The sequence below is a fragment of the Erythrobacter sp. S267 genome (assembly GCF_057365045.1).
In genome coordinates this window covers 2,369,239-2,389,479 of record NZ_CP200298.1, presented here as the reverse complement: position 1 = coordinate 2,389,479, position 20,241 = coordinate 2,369,239, and the positions used below count along the sequence as shown (strand labels likewise).

The window sequence follows — 20,241 nt, the reverse complement described above, 5'->3', positions numbered from 1 at the left end:
CTTTCACTTGGTGGATGGGTATTTACCTATCCAACCAATGCCGCGGTCCGAATGGGGCTGATCCCCCAATCACGCGGCTCCCCCTGCTTGCGATGGGGGATCAACCCCATTTCAGTGCGGCCTGATGAGAAGCAGTATAGCATCATCATTCAGACCGTCATTGTGAGGAGTTTAAGCAATGAAACAGAGAGTTTCCATGGCCTTGTTTTCGGCAGGCGTCTTCGCGCTTTCGGCCCAATCAGCAATGGCGCAATCCAATGTTGCTTTCATTTGCCCGACGCTCAACACCACCTCGAATGAGCTAACCGTCACATTCGACACCGGATGCAAGACTGGCATGGCGCGTTTGAAGGATCACAATCTGGAAGTGTTCGTCGATCAGCACTACGCGACAATCTCGCTGAGCGGCGCGATCAATTTCCATCCCATTACAAGCCCAGTGGTGACCGCTGATTGTGGGGGCGCGCAGCGTATCAGCTTGACGGTCGATGATATCGAGGCGCGGCAATATTCCGTGGTTTTCAATGATCGCTCGCTAGGTGTTGTCGACCTTGTCGAGAACCCTGAACCCAACTGCATCGCGCATCGCCGCCATGACATTGATCCGCGAGTGACACGGGTCAATCGCAGTGACTTTGCTGAGTGGTCCGCGGACCCCTTTGAAGGCTGGCGGGAATGGCGCAATGAAGATGTGATTGGTCTGATCCAACCCTTGCTCGCCGGGCACCCGGAAACGGATACGGGCGTTCAGACCACGCAGCTTACGATCGACAAGCGCATCTGGGGAAACCGCTTTCCGATCAGAGGAAAGCCCTGGAGCACTGAGCCATTTGTCGCGATCTCAATGACGCAGGAAGGCTTTCGCGATGACTCCGTTTCGGGAGCCCGTTACTTCATCGAAGTGCGCCGGGGCGAGGATGGCTGGCGGATTGAACAGATCTACGGACAAAGCCGTTGCGCTCGCGGGCAGTTTGCAGGCCAATGGACCGGCGAACGTTGCAGCTGATGTGGCTGGTATAGCCCATATGGGGGATAGAGGATGTTCAAGATGACGAAGACACGCTTCGGTTTGGAGAACTATGTGATGCCGATAGCGCCAAGACTGCTGACCTTGACCGTGGCGGGGCTGCTCACGCTTGGCCTCACCGACCAGGCAAGCGCCCAAGAACGGCCAGAGGGAGAGGTGTTGATTGTTAACGGCACTCTGTAGGAACGCAAAATATGCCTCTACAACAATCGACTGATCATGATGAAGTGCGCGCGAATATATCGCAGATTGTAATCCGCTCTACTGCGTAAATACAGGCAGCACATTTGCCGTTTCGCAATGGCAATTCCGCGACGGTGAGCGCGTCGATTATGCTTGCGATGGAACGGGCGAGGTAAGACAGCGCTTTATGCCGGGACCGGCATTGGACCCCGATGTGACACTCGCGCGGATCAATTTTTAGCCTTTGAGACGGCTAGCGAGGCAGTCGCTCAGCTGCATGGAGGCAATGTGTCCGCAACTCAGCGGCGTGCCCTCAACAACGGGCGTTGCATCACCGGCCCACCCGCTCGGCTAAATGTCGCGAAACCGCACCATTTTCCTTTGCTCTTCATCCCATAGCACCAACAGAAACGGCTGGACCGTCTGGCTTGGGGTGATGCGATTAACGTTCGCAAGCTGGGGATGGGCGCCGAGCGCCTCATAGAGGCGATAAAAGGGTATGCGGCTCATCAGGTGGTGGATGTGGTGGATGCCAATGCCGCCCGTAAACCAACGCAATGGCGCCGGGAGATCCAGATACGAGCTCCCATGCAGCGCGGCCTCCTTGAAAGACCATTCCTCGCGGGCATCCCAGTGCGTGCCTTCAAATTGGTGCTGAATGTAGAATAGCCAAACACCAACCGTCGCCGCGAAAATAAGGGTTGGCAGGAAGGTCAGCAAGGTCGCACTAAGACCGAACTGCCATGCAAGAACGGCAAGCAGCACTCCTGCCACTACATTCGTGGCCATCGCATTGATCCAATAGCGTGAACCAGACCTCATCAGACCAATCGGAAGACGGTGCCGGAGCAGGAATAGATAAGCTGGGCCGATGCCCAAAATAGTCACAGGGTGCCGATACAAACGGTATCCAAATCGTTTCAGCGGCGACAGCGAGCGATATTCCCGAACCGTGAGAGTATCGACATCGCCAAACCCTCGCGCGTCAAGGTTCCCAGTCCCCGCATGATGCAACTCATGTGATTTTCTCCAGCAATCGTATGGAGTAAGCGTGAGCACGCCGATTGCCCGTCCGATCCAGTCATTTCGTTTCTTTCCCGGCATGAATGCGCCATGTCCGCAATCGTGCTGAATAATGAACATGCGAAGGAGGAGCAGGCCAGAGAGCGGCGTAAGAAGAAGCGCAACGTTATGGCCCGCCGACACGAAAAAAATCATGATCGTCAGCACGGCCAAAAGCGGCAAGAGTGTCACTGCAAGCTCGTACCAGCTGCGCGAAGCACTCGGGTTGCGATAAGCGACAAGGCTCCTCGCCAACTGATTGATGTCGATATTCGTCTCTGATTCAGTAGAAACAGCGTCGCAGTCCTGTGACTGCGGCGCCTTAGCCTGGCTGGGGGATTGATGTGTCACTCATGTCCTTGCGGCATCTAAAAGGGGGCGGGAGACACTGTCTTATCGCAGTCTTCCCGACCAAGCCAAGCGAATTGCTGGCTTACCCTCAAACCGCTTTGTCGAATTACGGATACGTAGAGGCTGTCTTTAGAGCATGTGGCCGATAAGGCCGTGATGTCGAAGGAGCCTGGAACACTGATGGGCAAAGGTTCGCTGGCCATATCCTCGTGCAGATTCTCTGCAACAATAGGGCAGCGGCTTAGTTGCTCAGTTCGCTCCGGGCTGCGTCGCGCACCGGTTTCTTTTCATGGGAGTTTTTGCAAGTTTTGACGGTCGAGCTTGGCGAGGGGCGCGTTGGCCACTTGCAACTTGCGTGTCTTGACCGTTTAATGCCGGCATGGATTTCGCAGAGCGTTCAGCGATCATCGCACGGTTGTTGACCTGTTCCGACAGCTCAGCTCGCGCTCTGGCTGAGATGGTCCAGCACAAGACCTATCGCCCGCGCACTTTCCTCGCGCATCAAGGGGAGATCTGCAACGAGTTTTGGATCATCCTTGACGGTACAGTGCAGTTGCGAGCGAATTCACCCGAAGGTCAAGTAACAGTGATTTCGGCTTGCGGCGCGGGAGAGCTGATTGGCGCTTACGATATGGAGCGCGACGCTTCATTCGACACGTTTGCTTACACCCCGGTCCGCGCGCTGAGCATCAGTGCTGTGCGCCTCAGTCACATCCTTGCGGAACATCCTGACTTGGCAAGGGGTCTCGCGCGCATCTTTTCGGGCCAGCTTTCGATGGTATTGGAACGTCTGGCGAACCGGGTCACGCTATCAGCTACAGGTCGGTTCTATCAGGAGCTGCTCAAAGAGGCGGGCGAGGAAGGCCGCATCATGCCGCCTCCGATTGTCTCTGTCCTTGCCCTTTCGGCACAGACGACGCGCGAAACAGGGTCGCGCGCTATGAGCAGGCTTGAACGGCGCGGCGTCATTCAGCGTACGGACGAACACCTTACCATTGTCTCTCGCCGAATGCTGGAAGAGATGATCATGTAAGGGAGGGGTCAGCTTTGGACAGACCAAAGCGACATCGGTCCTTGAAGCGTCCGCATCTCCCCGATCTCCTCGATGATGGCGGTAGGCGAAACAACGCTTGCGACCAGTGCTGAGTCGCGATCAGTCAGGCAAGTTTCAGGAGCTGCAGCGGCGCACAATTGCGCAGCGCGCTCTATTGTCGCGTCGGACGAGCCAGAGGCAATTGGGTCGGTGTCCAAAAGGAATCCGGCGCCAGATCCATCGCCTAGAGACCCTTTGCATCGATCAAGGAGCGCAAGAGTGCCTGACGGTGCGCCCAGAAAGAGTATCGTCTCGCCAGCCTCGAAAACGTTCAAAGACAAGTCGTTACTGGCCTCACGCAGTGCTGCTTCTGCTGCCAGATTCGAGAAGGCGAGAGCGGAGTGCAGCTTTAAGCGGGGACGTCTGCCGGATTGCTTTGCGCAGGAATCGTCCTCTTCTCGCTTGGCGTCGAGCGTCAATTCTGTTTGACCAGCATCGCGCCACAATTGCAGGTCGGGGCGCAAAGCCTCTCCGCTCGCGCTGATGGTCAATGCAAAGGCGCGGCTGCGCAGTGTTGTAGCCTGACGAAGGGTGGCCCCCATAGTGGTGAGAGCGCATAGACTTATCATATCTTCGAATGCGCGGGGGAAATCGTTCGAGCAGGGCGCAAGAATGTCTATTGTCTCCGCGATCGCAATTAGCTGGTCAAACCGTGCCCCCCAATCTTCGCCAAATGGTTCGACTGATGCCGCGCGAAACTCGCCGGCATCGCAAGGCAAGTGTATATGGAGCAGCGCGCCACGTTCGACCAACATCTCGGCCAAGATAATGTCTGCGCCAGCTGCAAGCGCGCCAAATGCAAAGCCCGGAGGATCCGCAGCAATTGCTTCCTCGATCTTCTGCCTGAGGCGTAGCTCATTCTTTTCCATATGGATCAGGCCGCTGAAGTAGACCGATGATGGCGGGCGATACGCTTCAAGCCATTGCGAGCCGCTTCCCCGCTCCGCTTCGATCAATTCAAACTGACCAAGCGTCGCTGCGCGATCCTCATACGCGTGGGGAAGTTGCGCCGTCGCCTCACCCAGAGCCTTTTCGGCTTCTTGGCGACGCTCGAGTATCAGCAAAGCCTCAGCTCGGGTTGCCTCGCGCCAATAGGGCGTTTCGCCCTCATTGAGATCCCGCTCTATCATTGTCAGCGTTTGCGCCGCCAGCTTCTTCGCGCTTTCGTGTTGGCCGGCAAGGAAGGCAAGCGTTGCGGCGTTGATGAGAGGGTAGCTCGATGCTTCAAGCTCAAACGCGGCGCCGTAGGCGCGGCTTGCCTGCAAGAGCAATTCTCGGCGCGCTTGCCCTGACTGCCGTTTGGCCTGATCCTTGAGCAGGCGGCCTTTGAGTGTGAGGGCTTTCGGGTCGGACGTAGAACTGTCCAAGCCTTGCTCTGCAAACATCTGCAAAGCCCGCGCCGGATTCCCAGCGCGGGCTGTTCGCAGGATCTGTGAGTAATTGATCACGGGCATACGGTGTAGAACACACTATCAGTCGTCACTGCCATTGCCAGTGTCCGGGTCGAAAATGAGCGGGACTTCAGCATCGCCAGCGAAGAAGTGGATGTTCATCGAATACTGTCTGCGCTTGTTCCAGCCACCATTGGTGCTGGAATTCCGCAGGGGGTGCCAGGTCCCATCGCGCTTCAGATGGGCGAAGTAGTTGTCGAGCACCAGCAGTTTGTCGCCTCTTTGTGTGGTGTTATCGACCACATCGGCGTTGTAGAATGAAAAATTGCGGGACGTCCGGACCTCTCGGCCCACGCTGTATCGCGTGAAAACAATCGGGTGGTCTTCGTTGAACGTCGAGTTAAATCCTTCGATATCCATGTAGATCTTCGTCTGGCCAATGAAGGTCCAATCTTCGAAATTCTCCCCTGTAGTTATCGGGGCGCACCCACCTTTGGTCAGCCACGTGCGTGGAAATGATGTTTCATAACTGTTGAGAATGATCTCATGCGCTTTGCCATTATGGGCAACCGTGCACTCTTGGAGCGGATAGAACGCATAGGCTGAAGACACAGACCCATTGTCGCCCATGCTAAGGAAAACGACGTTGAGATACTTCGGGGCGAACGTGATGTTTGACCCTTGCTGCTCCCGATTTTCTTGCTCTCCCCCGCTAGGACCGGTCCCATCACATCCCGTGGGAGCGCAGTTTGCATTGTCACCCCAATCGTAGCCGACACCGAATGGTCCCAGAATAGAGATGCCGTCATCATCCCACTCATTTTCTGTTCCGCTGCCTCCCGCCTGGCCTTGGCCAGCGGTTAGACTGACCAGAGCGATGGCGACGATTGATACGTGGCTCAGTTTCAAAATCTTCATTGCTTGCTTCCCCTTGTTGAACTCAATCTTTCGATATGTGTCGCCAGCTCCTCGACCTCGCTTTCGTCGATTTGGCGGATGCGGTTCAGGACTGCACGCGCCTCTTGAGCGACTGCGTTTGTGCCGCCATCATTGGATCGGCGGGATATCTCCGCCGCTTGCACAAGAATCCGGAACTTGCTGGAGAGGTATTCGACCGATCCCGGCTCGACTTGGAGCAGCCGCTTGCCCAGCGATCTGGCTTGGTCGATCTTCGCCGTGGCTTCGGCATGCCTTGCCAGCAGCGACAATTGCTCTGCCTCACCCGCAATTGCCCATGCCTGGCGCATCATAAATTCCAGGTTCTGAGGATCGCCTGCCAGCAGATTTCCCATCAGATCGCCCTCTTTGCGGCGCAAAGCCAAGGCGTCTTCGTGTTTGCCCTGTTTTGAATAGTGCCGAGCTAGCCATCCGGTCCGATTGGCAAGTGTCTTGAGCAGATCTTTGCCCGCCGGATCGACTTTTAACCCGTCTTCCAAAAATGCGATGGCTGTTAGGCAGTGGCTCTCGGCGCGGTCTGGATCGCGGTCATCGCGCAAGAAGAAGGTGCAAAGGTTTCCTTCCGAATAGCCCAGTTCGAGAAAGGAACGGGCACGTTTGGGCTCAAGCTCAAACAAGGTGCCCGATAGATCGCGGTAAGATTGCCAATAGACCAAGGCGGCCTCGTTACGGCGCCGCTCCCATGCAATGTAGCCAACCCAATAGGCGCTCTGCGCGTGGGCATAGACCCTTTCGGGGTTGTCTGGCTCGCGTTCCAGCAATTCGAGCGTTGTGCGGTGTGCTTGCTCGAAATTTGCGAAGGCGTCGTCCAGCTGACCGCGATCCTCGGCGTCTTCTCCCATGCGGTGGAGCGTTCTTGCCCAAGTTTGGAGGCTCTTCGGCGGCAAGTCATCCAACTCGCCTTGGTTCTGGAAATAGATCAGGGCTCTTTCGTTGACCCCTTCCATCACGTCCAGCCGCCCAACGCCTTCGAGCTCATCACGCAAGTCATCCAGCATATAGGTCACAAGCCCATCGGCTTGATCACGCTGAAACTCGGCTTCGCTTTGGGCCTGGATGGCGATTGTCGTCATAAAGCCCATGATTAAGGCCAGAACGCCCAGCATACCCGTGACCGCCATCACGCGGCGCAATTGGCGTTGGCTGTCGCGCTGGATGAGTGCGTCGAGTGGCACCCCGGCGATGCCAGAGACCAGTTTTAGAAAGCCTAGCCTCCAACCATCTCCTTTACGTCGTAAGTCGGCGGCCAAGGGCTCTGTCCCGCTGCGGGTCAACGCCTCTGGCAAGACGTCCCGGGGGGTGCCATCCAGCACCGCCACCAGAATTGGGCGATCAGGATGATTGGTCTTGAAGTAGTCAATCTCCAAACCAACCCAATGAGAGGATTTGGCAGAAGGTGAACAACCCACAATCAAGACTTGGGAATTGTCTAACGCTTGGCGAATTGCATCAGTCAAATCGCTCGCAGCGGAGAGATCCTCTTTGTCTCTGAACACTTTGCCGAGGCGGCGGTCGGATTGCCGGACGGTTGTGTCTTCGCCTAAACTGCGCGGAAGTCGATACGCCTCCAACTGAGAATGGAGCTTGCGCACTTTAGCTGCGTCACGATGACTATAGCTCAAAAAGGCTATGTAGTTCGAGCTCACCCCTGTTCCCCACACTAGGCTCAGTTTAGCATCAAACTGGCAGCCTTTCCCGTTAGTCAGAACAATAGGGTCTCTTTTAGACGCATCGCAATGGTGGTCTTATCAGAGTTAAAATAAATTCGCTGTTTGATCGGCCGAATTCTCTTCAAGGCTGAACCTTTTTACGTTCACCGAGACAAAGAAGGAAGCCCACAGTCTAAGAACTGTGGGCTTCTGTGCACGTTGGACGCGTTGCGGTCAGATGATCGGCTACTTGCAGATATCAGATTGAGAACGCCTGCTGTTCAGGCCACCCCTGCATGGGCTTTCCGAACGTTTTAATGATGGGCGTTTGATCGCTGTACAGTTGCGGAGTGATGCGAGCCCGTATGTCGTCATACGTTCCATCGAATTGGCCAAAGTTCCAGATCGAAAGCAACGAAGACGTGAACATCCCGCCAAACGGTTTCTCATAGGAATATTGGTGGTCAAGACATGCGGCGAACAACGCAACCGAAGCTGTAGTCTGGCTTTGGATATCGCGATCGGAACGGCCTGCTCGGCGCTTTTCGATTTTTTGCTGCAGACCGTCATAAAACTCGCGATTTGTGAAATAGGTGCGTTGCAGCGCTCTTGCAGGCGCTTGGCGTACCATCAGGCCTGGTGTGATACCGGGATCGATCCCGCTGCCTGGGAGCGAATACTTTTCGATCCCTCCGCTGTGACAACTGTCCGAAATGATCAAGATGCGAACGCCTTCGGCAAAATTGAGCCATGCGAGCACCAATTCGTCATCAAGTAACTGTCCATCGAACAGGCACCAGGTCTCGTCGGTCCCGCCATCCCCTTTTTCTCGCAGATCCGGGACTTGGCCTCCGTGACCAGAATATGTGACCAAGAAGATGTCCCCTGGGACACATTTCTTAGCGGCGTGCTGAATCGCCGTCAGGACGCTGTCGCGCGTCGCGCTCTCCGTCATCAGCATGCCTTGATTTTCGAAACCGGCTGTCTCAGCCAGTAGTGCCATCGATTCAGCGTCCAGCTCGCATGCATTAAGCGCCCCGTCCCAGCCATCGTAATAGTCCGGGTGAACCAGGTTCAGTCCGATGTGAAGTGAATAGCCAGCCATGAATTCCTCCTGTGTTGGTGGTCAATCAAGGCTATGGATTGCCGCTCAAGAAACACGTGATCGGCGTCACGCTCAGGCAAACCGAATAGGCCATAACAGCACAAGGGGCGGAGGATCAGACCGAACCCCCGCCCCCGCGTGAACTGGCCCCATTTGCGCTACCCCTTTGTTGTGTTGGGGCAAGCGTGCACCTGCCAGTTCCCGCTACTTGACGCTTAGCTTAGGATGCCTGCGTCCAAGTCACAGTTGTCTTGGTCTGCCCGCCAGAGACGGTCTGCTGGATTGAGGCGGGCGTGCCGGTTGGCACTTCGGCAGAAAGCGCCTTGCCCTTCTGTGCAGCAGCGTCGGCCTCGATCTGCGCCTTTTCCGCAGCCTCGCAGGCTGGGCTCGGGGCGGAATAGGGCATCCAAACCAGCAGGAGGCCGAACAGCAAGACCACCACCGGCGCGGGCGTATTTGTGAGGGCTTTGGCAAACTCGGTCCCGGCCTTGATCACACCGACAGCGGCCGCCGCAGATGAGCGAGGCAATGGTCGCGGGGTTGGCTGTGGCTCTGGTGCGAAATGGATGAAGAACATCCGCAAGATTATCAGGAACAGTCCGGCAATGAGAAACGCGACACCCAGATCATAGAGCGCGTTGGAATGTTCGACTGTGTTCGCGAAAAGTGTCCTGCAAGTCGTAATAAAACCGGTTGATGATGCGTCTGCCATGATATGTCTCCTTTCTGTCGCCCGGCGACCGGAGGATTGGTCCGGCCGCCGGGGGAGAGGACCGGCTGATCCTAGGATCAGAGCGGGCTAGAAGTTCACGTTGAAAGGGACACCGATAAAGACGCCGATTGCCACATCATCGTCCTTGGTGTTGTACCCCACCTTGATCCCGCCGCTCAGATTGCCGTCTTCATCCGCGGTCAGATAGACCGGCAGCTCAAAGCCGAAACTGTCGTCGTCCAAACGGTAGGTTGCTTGCGGTGCCAGCGCGATTTGCTGTCCATCAATGAGGTTGAGACGATGGCGCGTTTCGAGCGAGAAAACCCCGGTTTGATCCGAAATCGGCACGTCGGCTGCGCCCATCAGGCACTTCTCTTCCATCGTCTCGACGAAAGTGCGGCACAGCTCGGTTTCGTCCGGCAGCTCCCAGGTCTTGCCATAGACAGCCTTGGCCCGGACCGAATGATTGCCATTGGGCGTGATGAAGCCATAGAAGCCTGACACTTCCCATGATGTGCGATTGGTTTCGGTGATCTCAAAGGCATCGCTGTCGAGGAAGGAGTAGGAGTCCACCCCCGCAGTCGCTTCGATGCCCATGAAGCGGAAGACGGAATTCTGATCGTAGAATGCTGCGCTGATATCCTTACCCAAGACCCCAAGAACGAGCTGGGTTTCATCTGAGTATGTATGTCCAGGTTCGCCAGTGGGCGCACAGGCGAAGTAGACTGCCTGCGCAAGCGAATTCGCACCTCCGGCATTGCTGAGATTACGCAACGGGTCTTCGTAGTTGCCCAGATATCGCGCCAGTTCTCGGCCCAAATCATCGCGGAATGCTGCCACTGCTGTAAGCGGGTCGCCATTTCGGTTTTTGCGGATCCACTCACCCTCCGCATTATTGATGCAAGTTACATAGGCCTCCTCGATAGAGCCCAACGTGCCCGCTCCGTTGCCAAGCGTGTTGGTCATCCGGGACACGCTCACGCGAAGCCTTGTCCCCGTTACGAGGCTATCGCCTTGAAACAGTCCGCCAAGGTCGTCTCCCTCTTCAATAGGGGCAGTGGCAACAACGCCAAGCCTTGTTCTGGTGACCCGGAAGCGGCTGTATTCGTCACCAGCTGAGCGAGGCAAGGCGACCGGGTCATGATCCTCAAGATCAAAGGCAAAGGCAAACGAGAGCGATGTCTCTTCCTGTTCCGTTTCGAAGTTTATGGATGGTCTGCTGAATCCAGCCAAAGAACGATTGGCTGGGCTGCCTTCGCCGAGCAGACTCGCGCCTTCGTCCGCTAGAATTTCCACGGCCGCTTTTGAGGTCGCTTCCATGGCGGCCGCTTCTTCAGGATCAAGGCTTGCTGCATCTTGGGCGATTGCAGGGCTGCTGACCACCAAAGAGGCCAACGCACCCCGCAGGACCCATGCTGTTTTTGTGGCGGTCAAAGCACTTCTCCTTGAGCGACGGTGAAGGGCACCATGGCGCCGATGGTCGATGATTGGCTGACCTTGCGATTTTTGCTGTTCGACGCGTTTGGAGTCGCGAAGGTAACCTTGACCTTCTCCCCTGCTTTAAGCGCGGAGCCGGACAAGTTGACGTGAAAGACGCCATCAGGTTGGTTGGGATGCGTCGTCTCTCCCGGGCATGCGAGGCTAAGTGCATGCCCGTCTGCCGGCGGCACATGCAATTGAGCAAAGATCAATCCTGCATCATGTTCGATCGTGACCGTTATAGTTGTCATTGAAATCACCCCTGTTGTTGGAGCGATGACTGTATCCTCCGAAAAAATGCGCGCGCGTGATGCCGATCACGCCTTGAATTTTGTTGCAAATTTCCGACTGGTCAAAGGCATGGTCCAAGTGTGACCTACGAGTCACCACAACTGGAGCCTCTTACTAAAACATTCAAATATCAGGAAATGTGTTGCTCTACACCCTATGCCGTGTTTCTCAGTCCGGCCAATTGGCGCGTATAGAACCAGCCAATGCCGATCAGGCTGAGGCCCAGCGCGATGAAGGAGGCAACGCGCAGCAGGCCGTCCAGCGCACCCGCGTCAAAGATGAAGACCTTGAGCACGGCGGCGAGCATGAGGACTAGTGATCCGATCCTCCAACTGCGGCTCCCTGTACGGGCACCCCACAAGAGGAACCCTAGAGCAAGCACAATTCCGAGCACGGACCGCAGAAGGTCCTCGGTCGATCCCACTGCGCCACCCGTTAGAATGGAACCTGCAAACAGGTGCCTCAGCTCTGACAGCGCCAATAGTGAGATCAACGCCATCAGCACCGTGTCGAACAGCCAGCCGGGAGCCTCCTTAAGCGAGCTGAGCGCCCGCTTGAGCATTATGGTCGTCCCAATCGCTGCGGCGTATGCGGGGAGCAGCCAATTGGCGATCGGTAGGCCTCCGACAGCCTGCTCAGCCCAAAGCGGGTTGTGCCAGATCAGGGTGAACAGCGCGAAGTGGGCGAGCGCCAAAGCAAACAGAGCGATGCTGGCGGGTTTGGACCAGCTCTTTGAGGCCGCGAAGTGTGTCACCAACAATCCAGCGCCCAGCAAGAGGCCCTGCCACACAGTGCGCTCTGCCAAGCCGAGGCTCACGAATTGCTCAGCCGTCTCCAGCGCGAAGATGTGCTTGAAGCCCATATGCGCTGTGATCGCCGCCAGCAGGCCAGCGGGCGCGGCAATGGCCGGGAAATTGTTCCGCATGGCGTCATTGGGTCGCACGAACAGCGACGCGGCGACTGCGAACGCCGGGAGAATGCGCAGGCCAATTTGGCTCAGCGTGATGTCGTCTGCGATCAACATCGGCTGTGCGGCCGTTGCCGCTGCGCCCGCGTTAAACGCCCAGATGACCAGCGGCTCCATCGCCCATCCAAAAGTTACCAGACCCAAAGTGATCCGCGCGCTCAGGGCCTTCAGCGACGCGAATGCAGCGAGGATCGCAAGGCCCGCAGCCGTCCAAGCGAGCATCGTGCCGGGGACAATCTGCGCCGCGATGCCGTACACAAGCAGCGAAGCGACGACCTGCGCCATAATGCTTCCTAGCGAGTCCACCCGCTTGAACGACATGGCGATGAAAGGCGCGGCAACAGCCGTCCAGCGCAGGATGGCGCGAAGGATATCCGTCTCGCCCTCTAGGCCAAAGAGCAGGCCAAGCTCCGCTTCAAATCCTCGGGCTGCGACCATGGACAGAAGCGAAAGGCCAGAGGCGACCCAGCCAATCGCCGCAAGGCCCCTCTCATCACGTCGCCACCCCAGCGCGACTAGGCCGAGGGCGACCGCGCTGATGACCATAGGCGCGGCCCACCACGGCGTGACAATCAGACCGGCAATCGTGATGCTGATCGCGGCGGATGTCACGGTGGAGAGCGTTGGCAGTCGCACCGGTTGCTCAGCGTTCGGCCACAGCTTCCAGCTTGCCAGAGCAGGCAGAATAGCGAGCCCCAAACACACGCCCGCCATAGCCGTGTCGCTGATGACCCAATGAAGCTTCATTCCGACAATCGGGATCATGCCTAGCGTGAAGCCTGCGATCTGGTACGCGTCGAGGCCGCGCTGCGCCCCGCGCCAGATTTGGGCCAGCGGCACGCCGGTGAAGATTACAAGCAAGATCGCGCTAATAAGGCTGAAGTCTTGCAAGGATGGGCTCGGCCACATCCCAAGCAAGACAAGACCAAGCACAGCGGCAAACCCGCTCGCTTCACGCATGCGCGGTTCGCTCCATGCAAAGAAGGTCAGTGCGGCAGCCAGCAGGGCGTAGAGGCCCCATGCGAGCAGGCTGAAACCGGCTCCTTCCACCATGATCCCCATCTGGATCGCGGCGAGCGTGCCTGCGCCGATCCGCAACAGCTTGGATCCGGCCAGCCCTTCCGTCTCGCCAACCCGGACAAAGGTCGGCAGGATTGCGCCCAACACCACGATGTAGCCGCCAAAGGCGAGGACATCGGTGTATCCTGTGACACCCGAAAACAGCATCAGCACACCCCAGCCAAGGCCTCCTGCCAGCGCCGCAAGCGCCAGCCAGCTGCGCCCTTGCCGGTTGCCCGCATAGGTCAGGCCGCCGGTTACCAGAGCCAGATAGAGCGCGAGAAGGGGCAGGTTGGGGTTCTCGCTCGCGACCAGCATCGGCGCGGCAAATCCGCCGACCAGGCCAAGTATCGCGCTTGGCAAGCCAAATCGGAACGACAGCAGGATCGCGGCGCCCGTTACGCCGGCCAGGCCCAGAAACGCGATGGCACTTGCGATCAGGCCATATTGGCTGCCCGCGAAGTAGAAGCTGGCATAGAGCGTGGCGAGGCCAGCGCCGGCCAAAGCTTGGCGCACGCGCGGGTCGGAAATGCGGTGTTCCTGACGATAGGCAAGCTCAGCGCCGCCCAAAAGAGCGACGCCAAACAGGAAGCCCAGCGCAACACGGACTTGAGGGCCAAGCAGGCCCTGCTCGATCGAATAGCGCACGAGGAAGAAGCCCGCGACCGCAAGCGCAATGCCGCCCGCCCAGATTGGGAGCAAGCGGCCAAAGAAATCTTCAAAGTCAAAGGAGAAACCAGAGGGGGTGGGCTCCTCAAATTCCATGTCTTCCTTGGCTTGGACGTCTTCGGGGGTCTCCGGTGAGGCCTCAAGTTCAGGCGCGCCCTCTGGCTGGGGCGATACGGGCGCGGAGATTGCAGGTTCAGGCGCTTCCTTGCGCCTTGCTGGGATCGCCAAGGGCTCGGCGCGCGCGTCTTCTTCCACCGCAGGCGCGTCTACTGGCGCTTCAGCTTCAGACGGCTGAGCGGGTGCGGATTGGGGGGCTGGAGCTTGTGAGGCAGGAGCTTCTGGAACAGGTGCCTGCACAGTCCCACCGCCTGCAAGCCGAAGCTGCAAAGCATCGACCGTCTCATCCAGCCGGTTGAGCTGGCGTTCCAGAGCAGTGTGCCTGTCCCACAGATAGATGAGCGCGCCGGCAACGATAAGGGTCAGCAGGTAACTCACATCAGATCCTTCCCAATCTTGGTGGCGGGCGCTTTACCGCTTAAATGAACACTGTTCAATATAAAAAATAGACAGCGTTCAATTTATTTGCGAGAGAGCATGCCCATGGGAAGGAGATCCGATCACACCCGCGCGGAATTGCGCGAATTGCTGGTTCACAAGGGCCATGAGCTGATGGCTGAGGTCGGCTATGCGCAGTTTTCAGGGCGCGAAGCGGCGCGGCGTGCGGGCTATTCGGTCGGCACGATCTACAACGTTTTCGGCTCGCTTGACGGCTTGCTCGCCGCGATCAACACTCGGACATTCCTGTTTTGGGCGGAAGAACTGCAGCGCCGTCTTGACCACAGCGGAGAGGATCGCATCGCCTGCCTTGTCGAAGGCTATTTCGCCTTTGCGCTCGACAATCCACTCACCTGGTCGGCGATCTATGAGCACCGCGTGCTTGAGGGCGAGGGCCTGTCAGAGGTGGACATGGAAGGGCGCGGAATTCTGACTCAGATTGTCGAGCAAGAGGTTGCGCGTGCTCTCCCCGCCGACACCGATCTCGACATTCCCCGCTACGCTCGGTCGCTGATCGCCTCCGTGCACGGCCATTGCAGCTATGCCGTCAGTGGCAGCTTTGCATTGCTGGGTGAGACCGATCCGGTTGGCAGCGCGCTGGAGCGGGTGCGAGAATCTCTCAAGCTGCATCAATTGCGCGGCTAGGCAGCCTTCACGAAGAAGGGGCGCCCTTTCGCAAGGACGCCCCCTCTCGTGTGCTCGCGTTCGTCAGGCTCAGATCACCAAAGCCAGACATACAGCCCAACAAAGATCGCAACTGTCAGAGCGGCCATCGTGTTGAACAGAGTGCTGGTCGCAAAGGCGATGTCTGACAGCTTCACAGTGCGCTCTTCTTCCGGCTCTCCGGTCATGCGGGAGACGACGATCGCCGCAATCAGGGCGCCGACAAAGACGAACCAGATGCGGATGATGAAGGGCACATCGGGCATGCCGAACTTGAGCGCGATATTGACCGCAAGCGAACCCAGCAGCGCGACAAAGGCGCCTGCGGTGTTTGCTTTGCGGTCAAAGAAGCCGAGCAGGAAGACGACCACGATCCCCGGCGCGATGAAGCCGGTATATTCCTGCACCGTCTGAAAGCCGCTCTCGAACCCGCCGATGAAGGGGCGGGCGAGGACCAGCGCGATGCCCATCGCCGCGAACGCCGCGACGCGTCCGACCGTCACATAGTGCTGCTCCGCCTCGTTCGGCTTGGCCGCGCGGTAGAGGTCCATCGTGAAGATGGTCGAGATCGAGTTCATCATCGAAGCAAGGCTCGAAACGACCGCCGCGATCAAAGCTGCGAAGACAAGCCCGCGCAGGCCAGCAGGCGCAAAGCTCATCAGCTCGCCATAGGTGCGGTCCGATTTCTCTGCGAGTGCGCCGCCATCGAGCATGCCTTGCTGGGCAAGGATCACCGCCGCAATGCCTGGGATCACCACGATGAAGGGCACGAGGATCTTGAGGAAAGCGGCAAAGGCCAGACCCTTCTGCGCCTCACCCAGATTCTCGGCGCCCAGCGCGCGCTGGATGATGTATTGGTTGAAACCCCAATAGCTGAAATGCAGCACCCACAGTCCGCCCAGCAGCGTCCAGATGCCTGGAAGGTCGCTGTAAGCGGGATGCTCAGGCTCAAGGATCATCTCGAAGTGACCGGGCATCTCTTGCATCAGATAGGAGAATCCGCCGAGCGCCCCGTCAGCAGGCAGCGCGTCCAATGCAAACCATGTGATGGCAAGGCCGCCCAGTACCAAGATCACGACCTGAATAATGTCGGTGAGCGCCACGGCTTTAAGCCCGCCATAAAGCGAATAGAGCGCGGCAAAGCCGGCCAGCGCCATCATGCAATACATGATCCCCCAACCGGTCAGCGATTGGACGGCCAACCCGCCGAGCCACAGGACCGTCGTCAGGTTCACAGCCGTGTAGAGTGCGACCCAGAAGACGCTCATCAGGTTTTTGACCCCGCCGCCGTAACGCTGCTCCAAGAACTGCGGCATCGTGTAGATGCGGCGTTTGAGGAAGATCGGAAGGAAGTATTTGGCGACAATCAGCAGGACGATGGCCGCTTGCCACTCGTAAGCCGCAATCGCGACGCCGACGGCAAAGCCTTGTCCCGATTGGCCGATGATCTGCTCAGCGGAAATGTTGGAGGCAATCAGCGAGGCGCCGATGGCCCACCATGGCAAAGCGCGCCCGGCGAGGAAGTAATCCTCGGTGTTCTTCTCGTGGCCCTTTGGCTCACGGCTGACGAACAGCGCAATGCCGAGCAGCGCGAGTGCGTAGCCCGCGATGATGATGATATCAATTGTCTCCAAAGCCACGCGGCTTCTCCCCCGATCCCGTTTTTATGTGGTGCTACCTTAGAAGGAGCACGCGATTGTGCCAGCGCCCTCTTCACGCTGGATTTGGCTGATCTGGATAGTGACAACGTTATCAGAGGTAAAGGTCAGGGCTGACCCCGTTTCCCCCAGACACGCCGATGTCAGCACCATTTCACGCCAGCCTTTACCCTCTGCGACAGACAGCTCTTGCGTAATATCAAGCGCTTCTCCGCCGGCGGTGACGGTGACACGGCCCTGTGGACGGGCTTGAATGGCATAGGCGATGCGCCAGCCTGCCTCGCTGTCGGGGCCGCTCAAAGTCAGGCTCGACCCCGGCGCAAAGGTGATGGCGCGCGCGTCCTCTTGCGCATTGCGATCAAGGCCGATGGCGGTGATGCCGTTGCCTGCGCCGCGCAGGTCGGGAAGGACAGCATTGTCCGCCACCGCTTGGATGAGCGGACCCAGACGCCCGGCGGTGAACCACGCCGCGCCTGCCTCTACATTCAACGCATCGCATTCCTCGCTCAAAGTCGCGATCTCGCTCGCCGCGCCGTATGTCAGGCCGAAGCCGAACGGGAAGAGCGCGCCTTGCGGGTTGTTGAGCGGATTGCCTTCGCAGGTCATGGGCCAGCTGAAGGAGAGCTTGCCGGTCGCCTCTCGCTCGCCAAACAGCACGTCGGCAACGCCCGCGCCTTCGCTTCCGGGTAGCCAAGCCGCGACAAAGGCATCGGCCGCGTTGATCTCGCGGTTCATCCAGAGCGGGCGGCCTGAGAGGAACACAGCGACGGTCTTGACCCCGTCGGCGCGATATTGGCGCAACAATTCGAGACCTTCCTCATCGCGGAAGACCATGTCTTTGCGGTCGCCGACGAATTCTGCGTAGGGTTCTTCGCCGAAGACGACGATAGCGACATCTGGGGCGCCCGCTGTGATGACTTCACCATCGACCGCAAGCGATGCCGTGGAGCCAGACGCATCCGCAGCCGCTGCGATCCCGTCATAGATCGAGGTTGCGTTGGGGAAGTGCTCTTCGGTGAGGTCACCGCCACCCTGCCAAGTGATTGACCAGCCACCGGCTTGCTGCGGAATGTTGTCAGCCGCTGAGCCTGCGACGACGATATTCGCGCCGGGCTTCAGCGGAAGCACCCCGTCGTTCTTAAGCAATACCAGCGATTTCGCTACGGCCTCGCGCGCAATGGCGCGATGTTCGTCCGAGGCCAGCATCTGCCATTGGCCTGCATTGACGCGCTCAGAAGGACGCTGTGCGCTATCGTCCAACATGCCGAGCTGCTGCTTCATTCGCAAAACGCGCATGACCGCTTCGTCGAGGCGCTCCATCGGAATTGTGCCGTCCTTAACCTGCGCAATCAGGTTCTCATAAAGCGGCTTCCACTCCTCTGGCACCATATAGACGTCGAGGCCGGCGAGCAGCGCCTGCGGACAATCGGAATTGGTGCAGCCCTGGATCTGGCCGTGGCCGTTCCAGTCGCCGACAACCAGCCCGTCAAAGCCCAGATTGCCGCGCAGCTCCCCGGTCAACAGCGGACCGTTGCCGTGCATCTTGCGCCCGTTGATCGAGTTGAAGCTCGCCATGATCGAGGCGACACCCGCTTCGATGGCAGCGGGGTAGGGCGCGGCGTGGATCGCCATCAACTCTTGCAGATCACCGTTCACATCGCCCTGGTCGACGCCTTGCTCGGTCCCGCCATCACCGAAAAAGTGCTTTGCGGTCGCTGCGACGCGGCCTTCGCCGAGGTGATCGCCTGAGCCGGGAGCACCTTGCAACCCTTCAACCATCGCTGCGCCCATTTGGGAGACGAGGGCAGGGTCTTCGGAATAGCTCTCGTAAGTGCGGCCCCAGCGGTCATCGCGCGCGACGGCCACGGTGGGCGCGAAAGTCCAGTCGATGCCGGTGACTTCGATCTCAACCGCAGTGGCTTGGCCGATGCGGCGGATCAGGTTCGGATCGCGTGTCGCGCCAAGGCCGATATTGTGCGGAAAGATTGTCGCGCCGATGATGTTCGAGTGGCCGTGCACCGCGTCCGTCCCCCACAGGACGGGGATCGGAATTTCGCCATCAGGCAGCGGCTCCAGCGAGGCATCCCAATAGGCATCGGACAGTTCCAACCACTCCTCGGCAGGCGCGAGGTCATTGTTGTTCGGACCCGAATTGCCGCCATTCAGAACGGTTCCGAAGCGATACCGCGCGACATCCTCCGGCGTGATCGAGCCAATATCGGGCATGATCAACTGCGCAACTTTGCGCTCAAGGCTCATCTGCGCGAGCAAGGCTTCAAGCTGCGCTTCTCCGGTTAGGGAAACGCTCTCAACGGGCGTCGAGGAAACGCTTTGCGGCGCGGTGTTCGACGCCGCCGTGCAGCCGGCGAGCATGCTCGCACAAAGCAGGGTCGCAGTCAGGCGCTTCATTACTCACTCTCCTCTTGGCGCTGATAGACGCGCACATGGTCGATAATCATGGTCTGCGGAAAGGCATCCTCGGCGACACCCTCGCGCCCGCCCCAATCGCCGCCAACGGCGATGTTGAGCAGTAGATGCATGTCGTGGTCGAAGGGCCAGCGCGAATTGCCGTCACGCTCCTTGCGGAAGGCAAAGCGGGGCGCGTCGTCTACTGCAAAGACCAGCAGATCCTCGCGCCACAGCAGTTGATAGCGGTGGAACTGATCACAGGCGGTGGGCACTTCGTGGGCCGTCGTCTTTTGCGTGCCACGGCTGAAGTTGAACGCCTTGGTGTGAACCGAGTGGTGGATCACGCCCGGCTCGTATCCGACATGCTCCATAATATCGATCTCACCGCCATTGGGCCAAGTGACGCTCTGATCCTCAGGCAGCATCCAGATGGCGGGCCATGTGCCGCGCCCGCATGGCAGCTTGGCGCGCACTTCGAAGAAGCCATAGGTCCAGGCGGCGCGTTCCTGCGTGGTGAGGCGGGCGGAGGTGTAATCCTGCCCGCCGAAATCGGGGAAGCCCTCGGACGAGACATCCTCCCGGCGCGCTTCGATAATCAGGTGGCCGTTCTCCACCCGCGCATTCTCGCTGCGGTTGGCGGCGTAATATTGGAGCTCGTTATTGTACCACCCTTCGGCGTTGCGATGGGTGTCATAGTACCATTTGGCGGGATCAGGCTGCGTGCCGGTGTTGAACTCATCAGCAAAGACCAGCTCATATCCATCAGGAGCGCGATGAGGCTCAACTGCTGGAGCATCCTGCGCCTGCGCTTGCGGAGTTGGTTGCTGAGAAGCCGCCTCTGGTGCGGCTTGGGGGCTTGTGGCGAACAGCGCCGCCAGAGTGATCCTAATCATCTCTCATTCGTCCAATTGGGAGCTCAAGTGAGACAAAAAGGGCGGCAAGCACATCTGCCTGCCGCCCC

Annotated in this window: 16 protein-coding genes; 4 read left to right on the top strand and 12 right to left on the bottom strand. The window is 58.6% G+C overall.

Going from position 1 to position 20,241, the window contains the following annotated elements:
• Window positions 1–178 precede the first annotated feature (178 nt).
• Both AC0V6X_RS11140 and AC0V6X_RS11135 read left to right on the top strand, forming a co-directional pair.
• The gene (locus AC0V6X_RS11140) at window positions 179–1,006 is read left to right on the top strand and encodes a hypothetical protein (RefSeq protein WP_486184613.1); all 828 of its coding nucleotides are present in this window, start codon (window positions 179–181) and stop codon (window positions 1,004–1,006) included.
• Between the two features lie 42 nt (window positions 1,007–1,048).
• Window positions 1,049–1,210: a hypothetical protein gene (locus AC0V6X_RS11135; RefSeq protein ID WP_486184612.1), complete on the top strand. Its 162-nt coding sequence runs from the start codon at window positions 1,049–1,051 to the stop codon at window positions 1,208–1,210.
• Window positions 1,211–1,561: 351 nt separating this feature from the next.
• Here the strand turns inward: AC0V6X_RS11135 and AC0V6X_RS11130 are convergent, their stop codons facing one another.
• Window positions 1,562–2,623 (bottom strand): fatty acid desaturase, encoded by a 1,062-nt coding sequence (locus tag AC0V6X_RS11130; protein WP_486184611.1) that lies wholly within the window; start codon window positions 2,621–2,623, stop codon window positions 1,562–1,564.
• Window positions 2,624–3,002: 379 nt separating this feature from the next.
• Between AC0V6X_RS11130 and AC0V6X_RS11125 the strand changes: the two genes are divergently transcribed.
• A complete protein-coding gene (locus tag AC0V6X_RS11125; protein WP_486184610.1) occupies window positions 3,003–3,656 on the top strand; it encodes a Crp/Fnr family transcriptional regulator in 654 nt (217 codons plus the stop codon).
• A gap of 8 nt (window positions 3,657–3,664) precedes the next feature.
• On the opposite strand, the gene AC0V6X_RS11120 is transcribed toward AC0V6X_RS11125, so the two are convergent.
• The 8 genes from AC0V6X_RS11120 to AC0V6X_RS11085 all read right to left on the bottom strand — a co-directional run bounded on the left by AC0V6X_RS11120 (window position 3,665) and on the right by AC0V6X_RS11085 (window position 14,490).
• On the bottom strand, window positions 3,665–5,164 hold the full coding sequence (locus AC0V6X_RS11120) for a TRAFs-binding domain-containing protein (RefSeq protein WP_486184609.1): 1,500 nt from the start codon (window positions 5,162–5,164) through the stop codon (window positions 3,665–3,667).
• Between the two features lie 24 nt (window positions 5,165–5,188).
• Window positions 5,189–6,025: a hypothetical protein gene (locus AC0V6X_RS11115; protein WP_486184608.1), complete on the bottom strand. Its 837-nt coding sequence runs from the start codon at window positions 6,023–6,025 to the stop codon at window positions 5,189–5,191.
• A complete protein-coding gene (locus AC0V6X_RS11110; protein WP_486184607.1) occupies window positions 6,022–7,710 on the bottom strand; it encodes a TIR domain-containing protein in 1,689 nt (562 codons plus the stop codon). The genes AC0V6X_RS11115 and AC0V6X_RS11110 overlap by 4 nt, the downstream gene beginning before the upstream one ends.
• Before the next feature lie 262 nt (window positions 7,711–7,972).
• Window positions 7,973–8,818 (bottom strand): caspase family protein, encoded by an 846-nt coding sequence (locus AC0V6X_RS11105; RefSeq protein ID WP_486184606.1) that lies wholly within the window; start codon window positions 8,816–8,818, stop codon window positions 7,973–7,975.
• 220 nt (window positions 8,819–9,038) lie between these two features.
• Window positions 9,039–9,530, bottom strand: coding sequence for a hypothetical protein (locus AC0V6X_RS11100; RefSeq protein WP_486184605.1), 492 nt, complete (start codon window positions 9,528–9,530; stop codon window positions 9,039–9,041).
• Window positions 9,531–9,617: 87 nt separating this feature from the next.
• Window positions 9,618–10,964 (bottom strand): hypothetical protein, encoded by a 1,347-nt coding sequence (locus tag AC0V6X_RS11095; protein WP_486184604.1) that lies wholly within the window; start codon window positions 10,962–10,964, stop codon window positions 9,618–9,620.
• Window positions 10,961–11,260 carry a hypothetical protein gene (locus AC0V6X_RS11090; RefSeq protein WP_486184603.1) on the bottom strand — a complete coding sequence of 100 codons (300 nt, stop codon included), beginning with the start codon at window positions 11,258–11,260 and terminating at the stop codon, window positions 10,961–10,963. The genes AC0V6X_RS11095 and AC0V6X_RS11090 overlap by 4 nt, the downstream gene beginning before the upstream one ends.
• A gap of 194 nt (window positions 11,261–11,454) precedes the next feature.
• A complete protein-coding gene (locus AC0V6X_RS11085) occupies window positions 11,455–14,490 on the bottom strand; it encodes a DUF2339 domain-containing protein (protein ID WP_486184602.1) in 3,036 nt (1,011 codons plus the stop codon).
• A gap of 105 nt (window positions 14,491–14,595) precedes the next feature.
• Between AC0V6X_RS11085 and AC0V6X_RS11080 the strand changes: the two genes are divergently transcribed.
• Window positions 14,596–15,195 (top strand): TetR/AcrR family transcriptional regulator, encoded by a 600-nt coding sequence (locus AC0V6X_RS11080; RefSeq protein ID WP_486184601.1) that lies wholly within the window; start codon window positions 14,596–14,598, stop codon window positions 15,193–15,195.
• Window positions 15,196–15,269: 74 nt separating this feature from the next.
• On the opposite strand, the gene AC0V6X_RS11075 is transcribed toward AC0V6X_RS11080, so the two are convergent.
• From AC0V6X_RS11075 to AC0V6X_RS11065, 3 genes are read right to left on the bottom strand one after another with little or no spacing between them, the layout of a single operon-like run.
• Window positions 15,270–16,853 (bottom strand): sodium/sugar symporter, encoded by a 1,584-nt coding sequence (locus AC0V6X_RS11075; protein ID WP_486184600.1) that lies wholly within the window; start codon window positions 16,851–16,853, stop codon window positions 15,270–15,272.
• 39 nt (window positions 16,854–16,892) lie between these two features.
• A complete protein-coding gene (locus AC0V6X_RS11070; RefSeq protein ID WP_486184599.1) occupies window positions 16,893–19,280 on the bottom strand; it encodes a glycoside hydrolase family 3 protein in 2,388 nt (795 codons plus the stop codon).
• Entirely contained in the window at window positions 19,280–20,173 is an 894-nt protein-coding gene (locus tag AC0V6X_RS11065; protein ID WP_486184598.1) for a glycoside hydrolase family 16 protein, read from the bottom strand. Before AC0V6X_RS11065 ends, AC0V6X_RS11070 begins: the two co-directional genes overlap by 1 nt.
• Window positions 20,174–20,241: the final 68 nt, after the last annotated feature.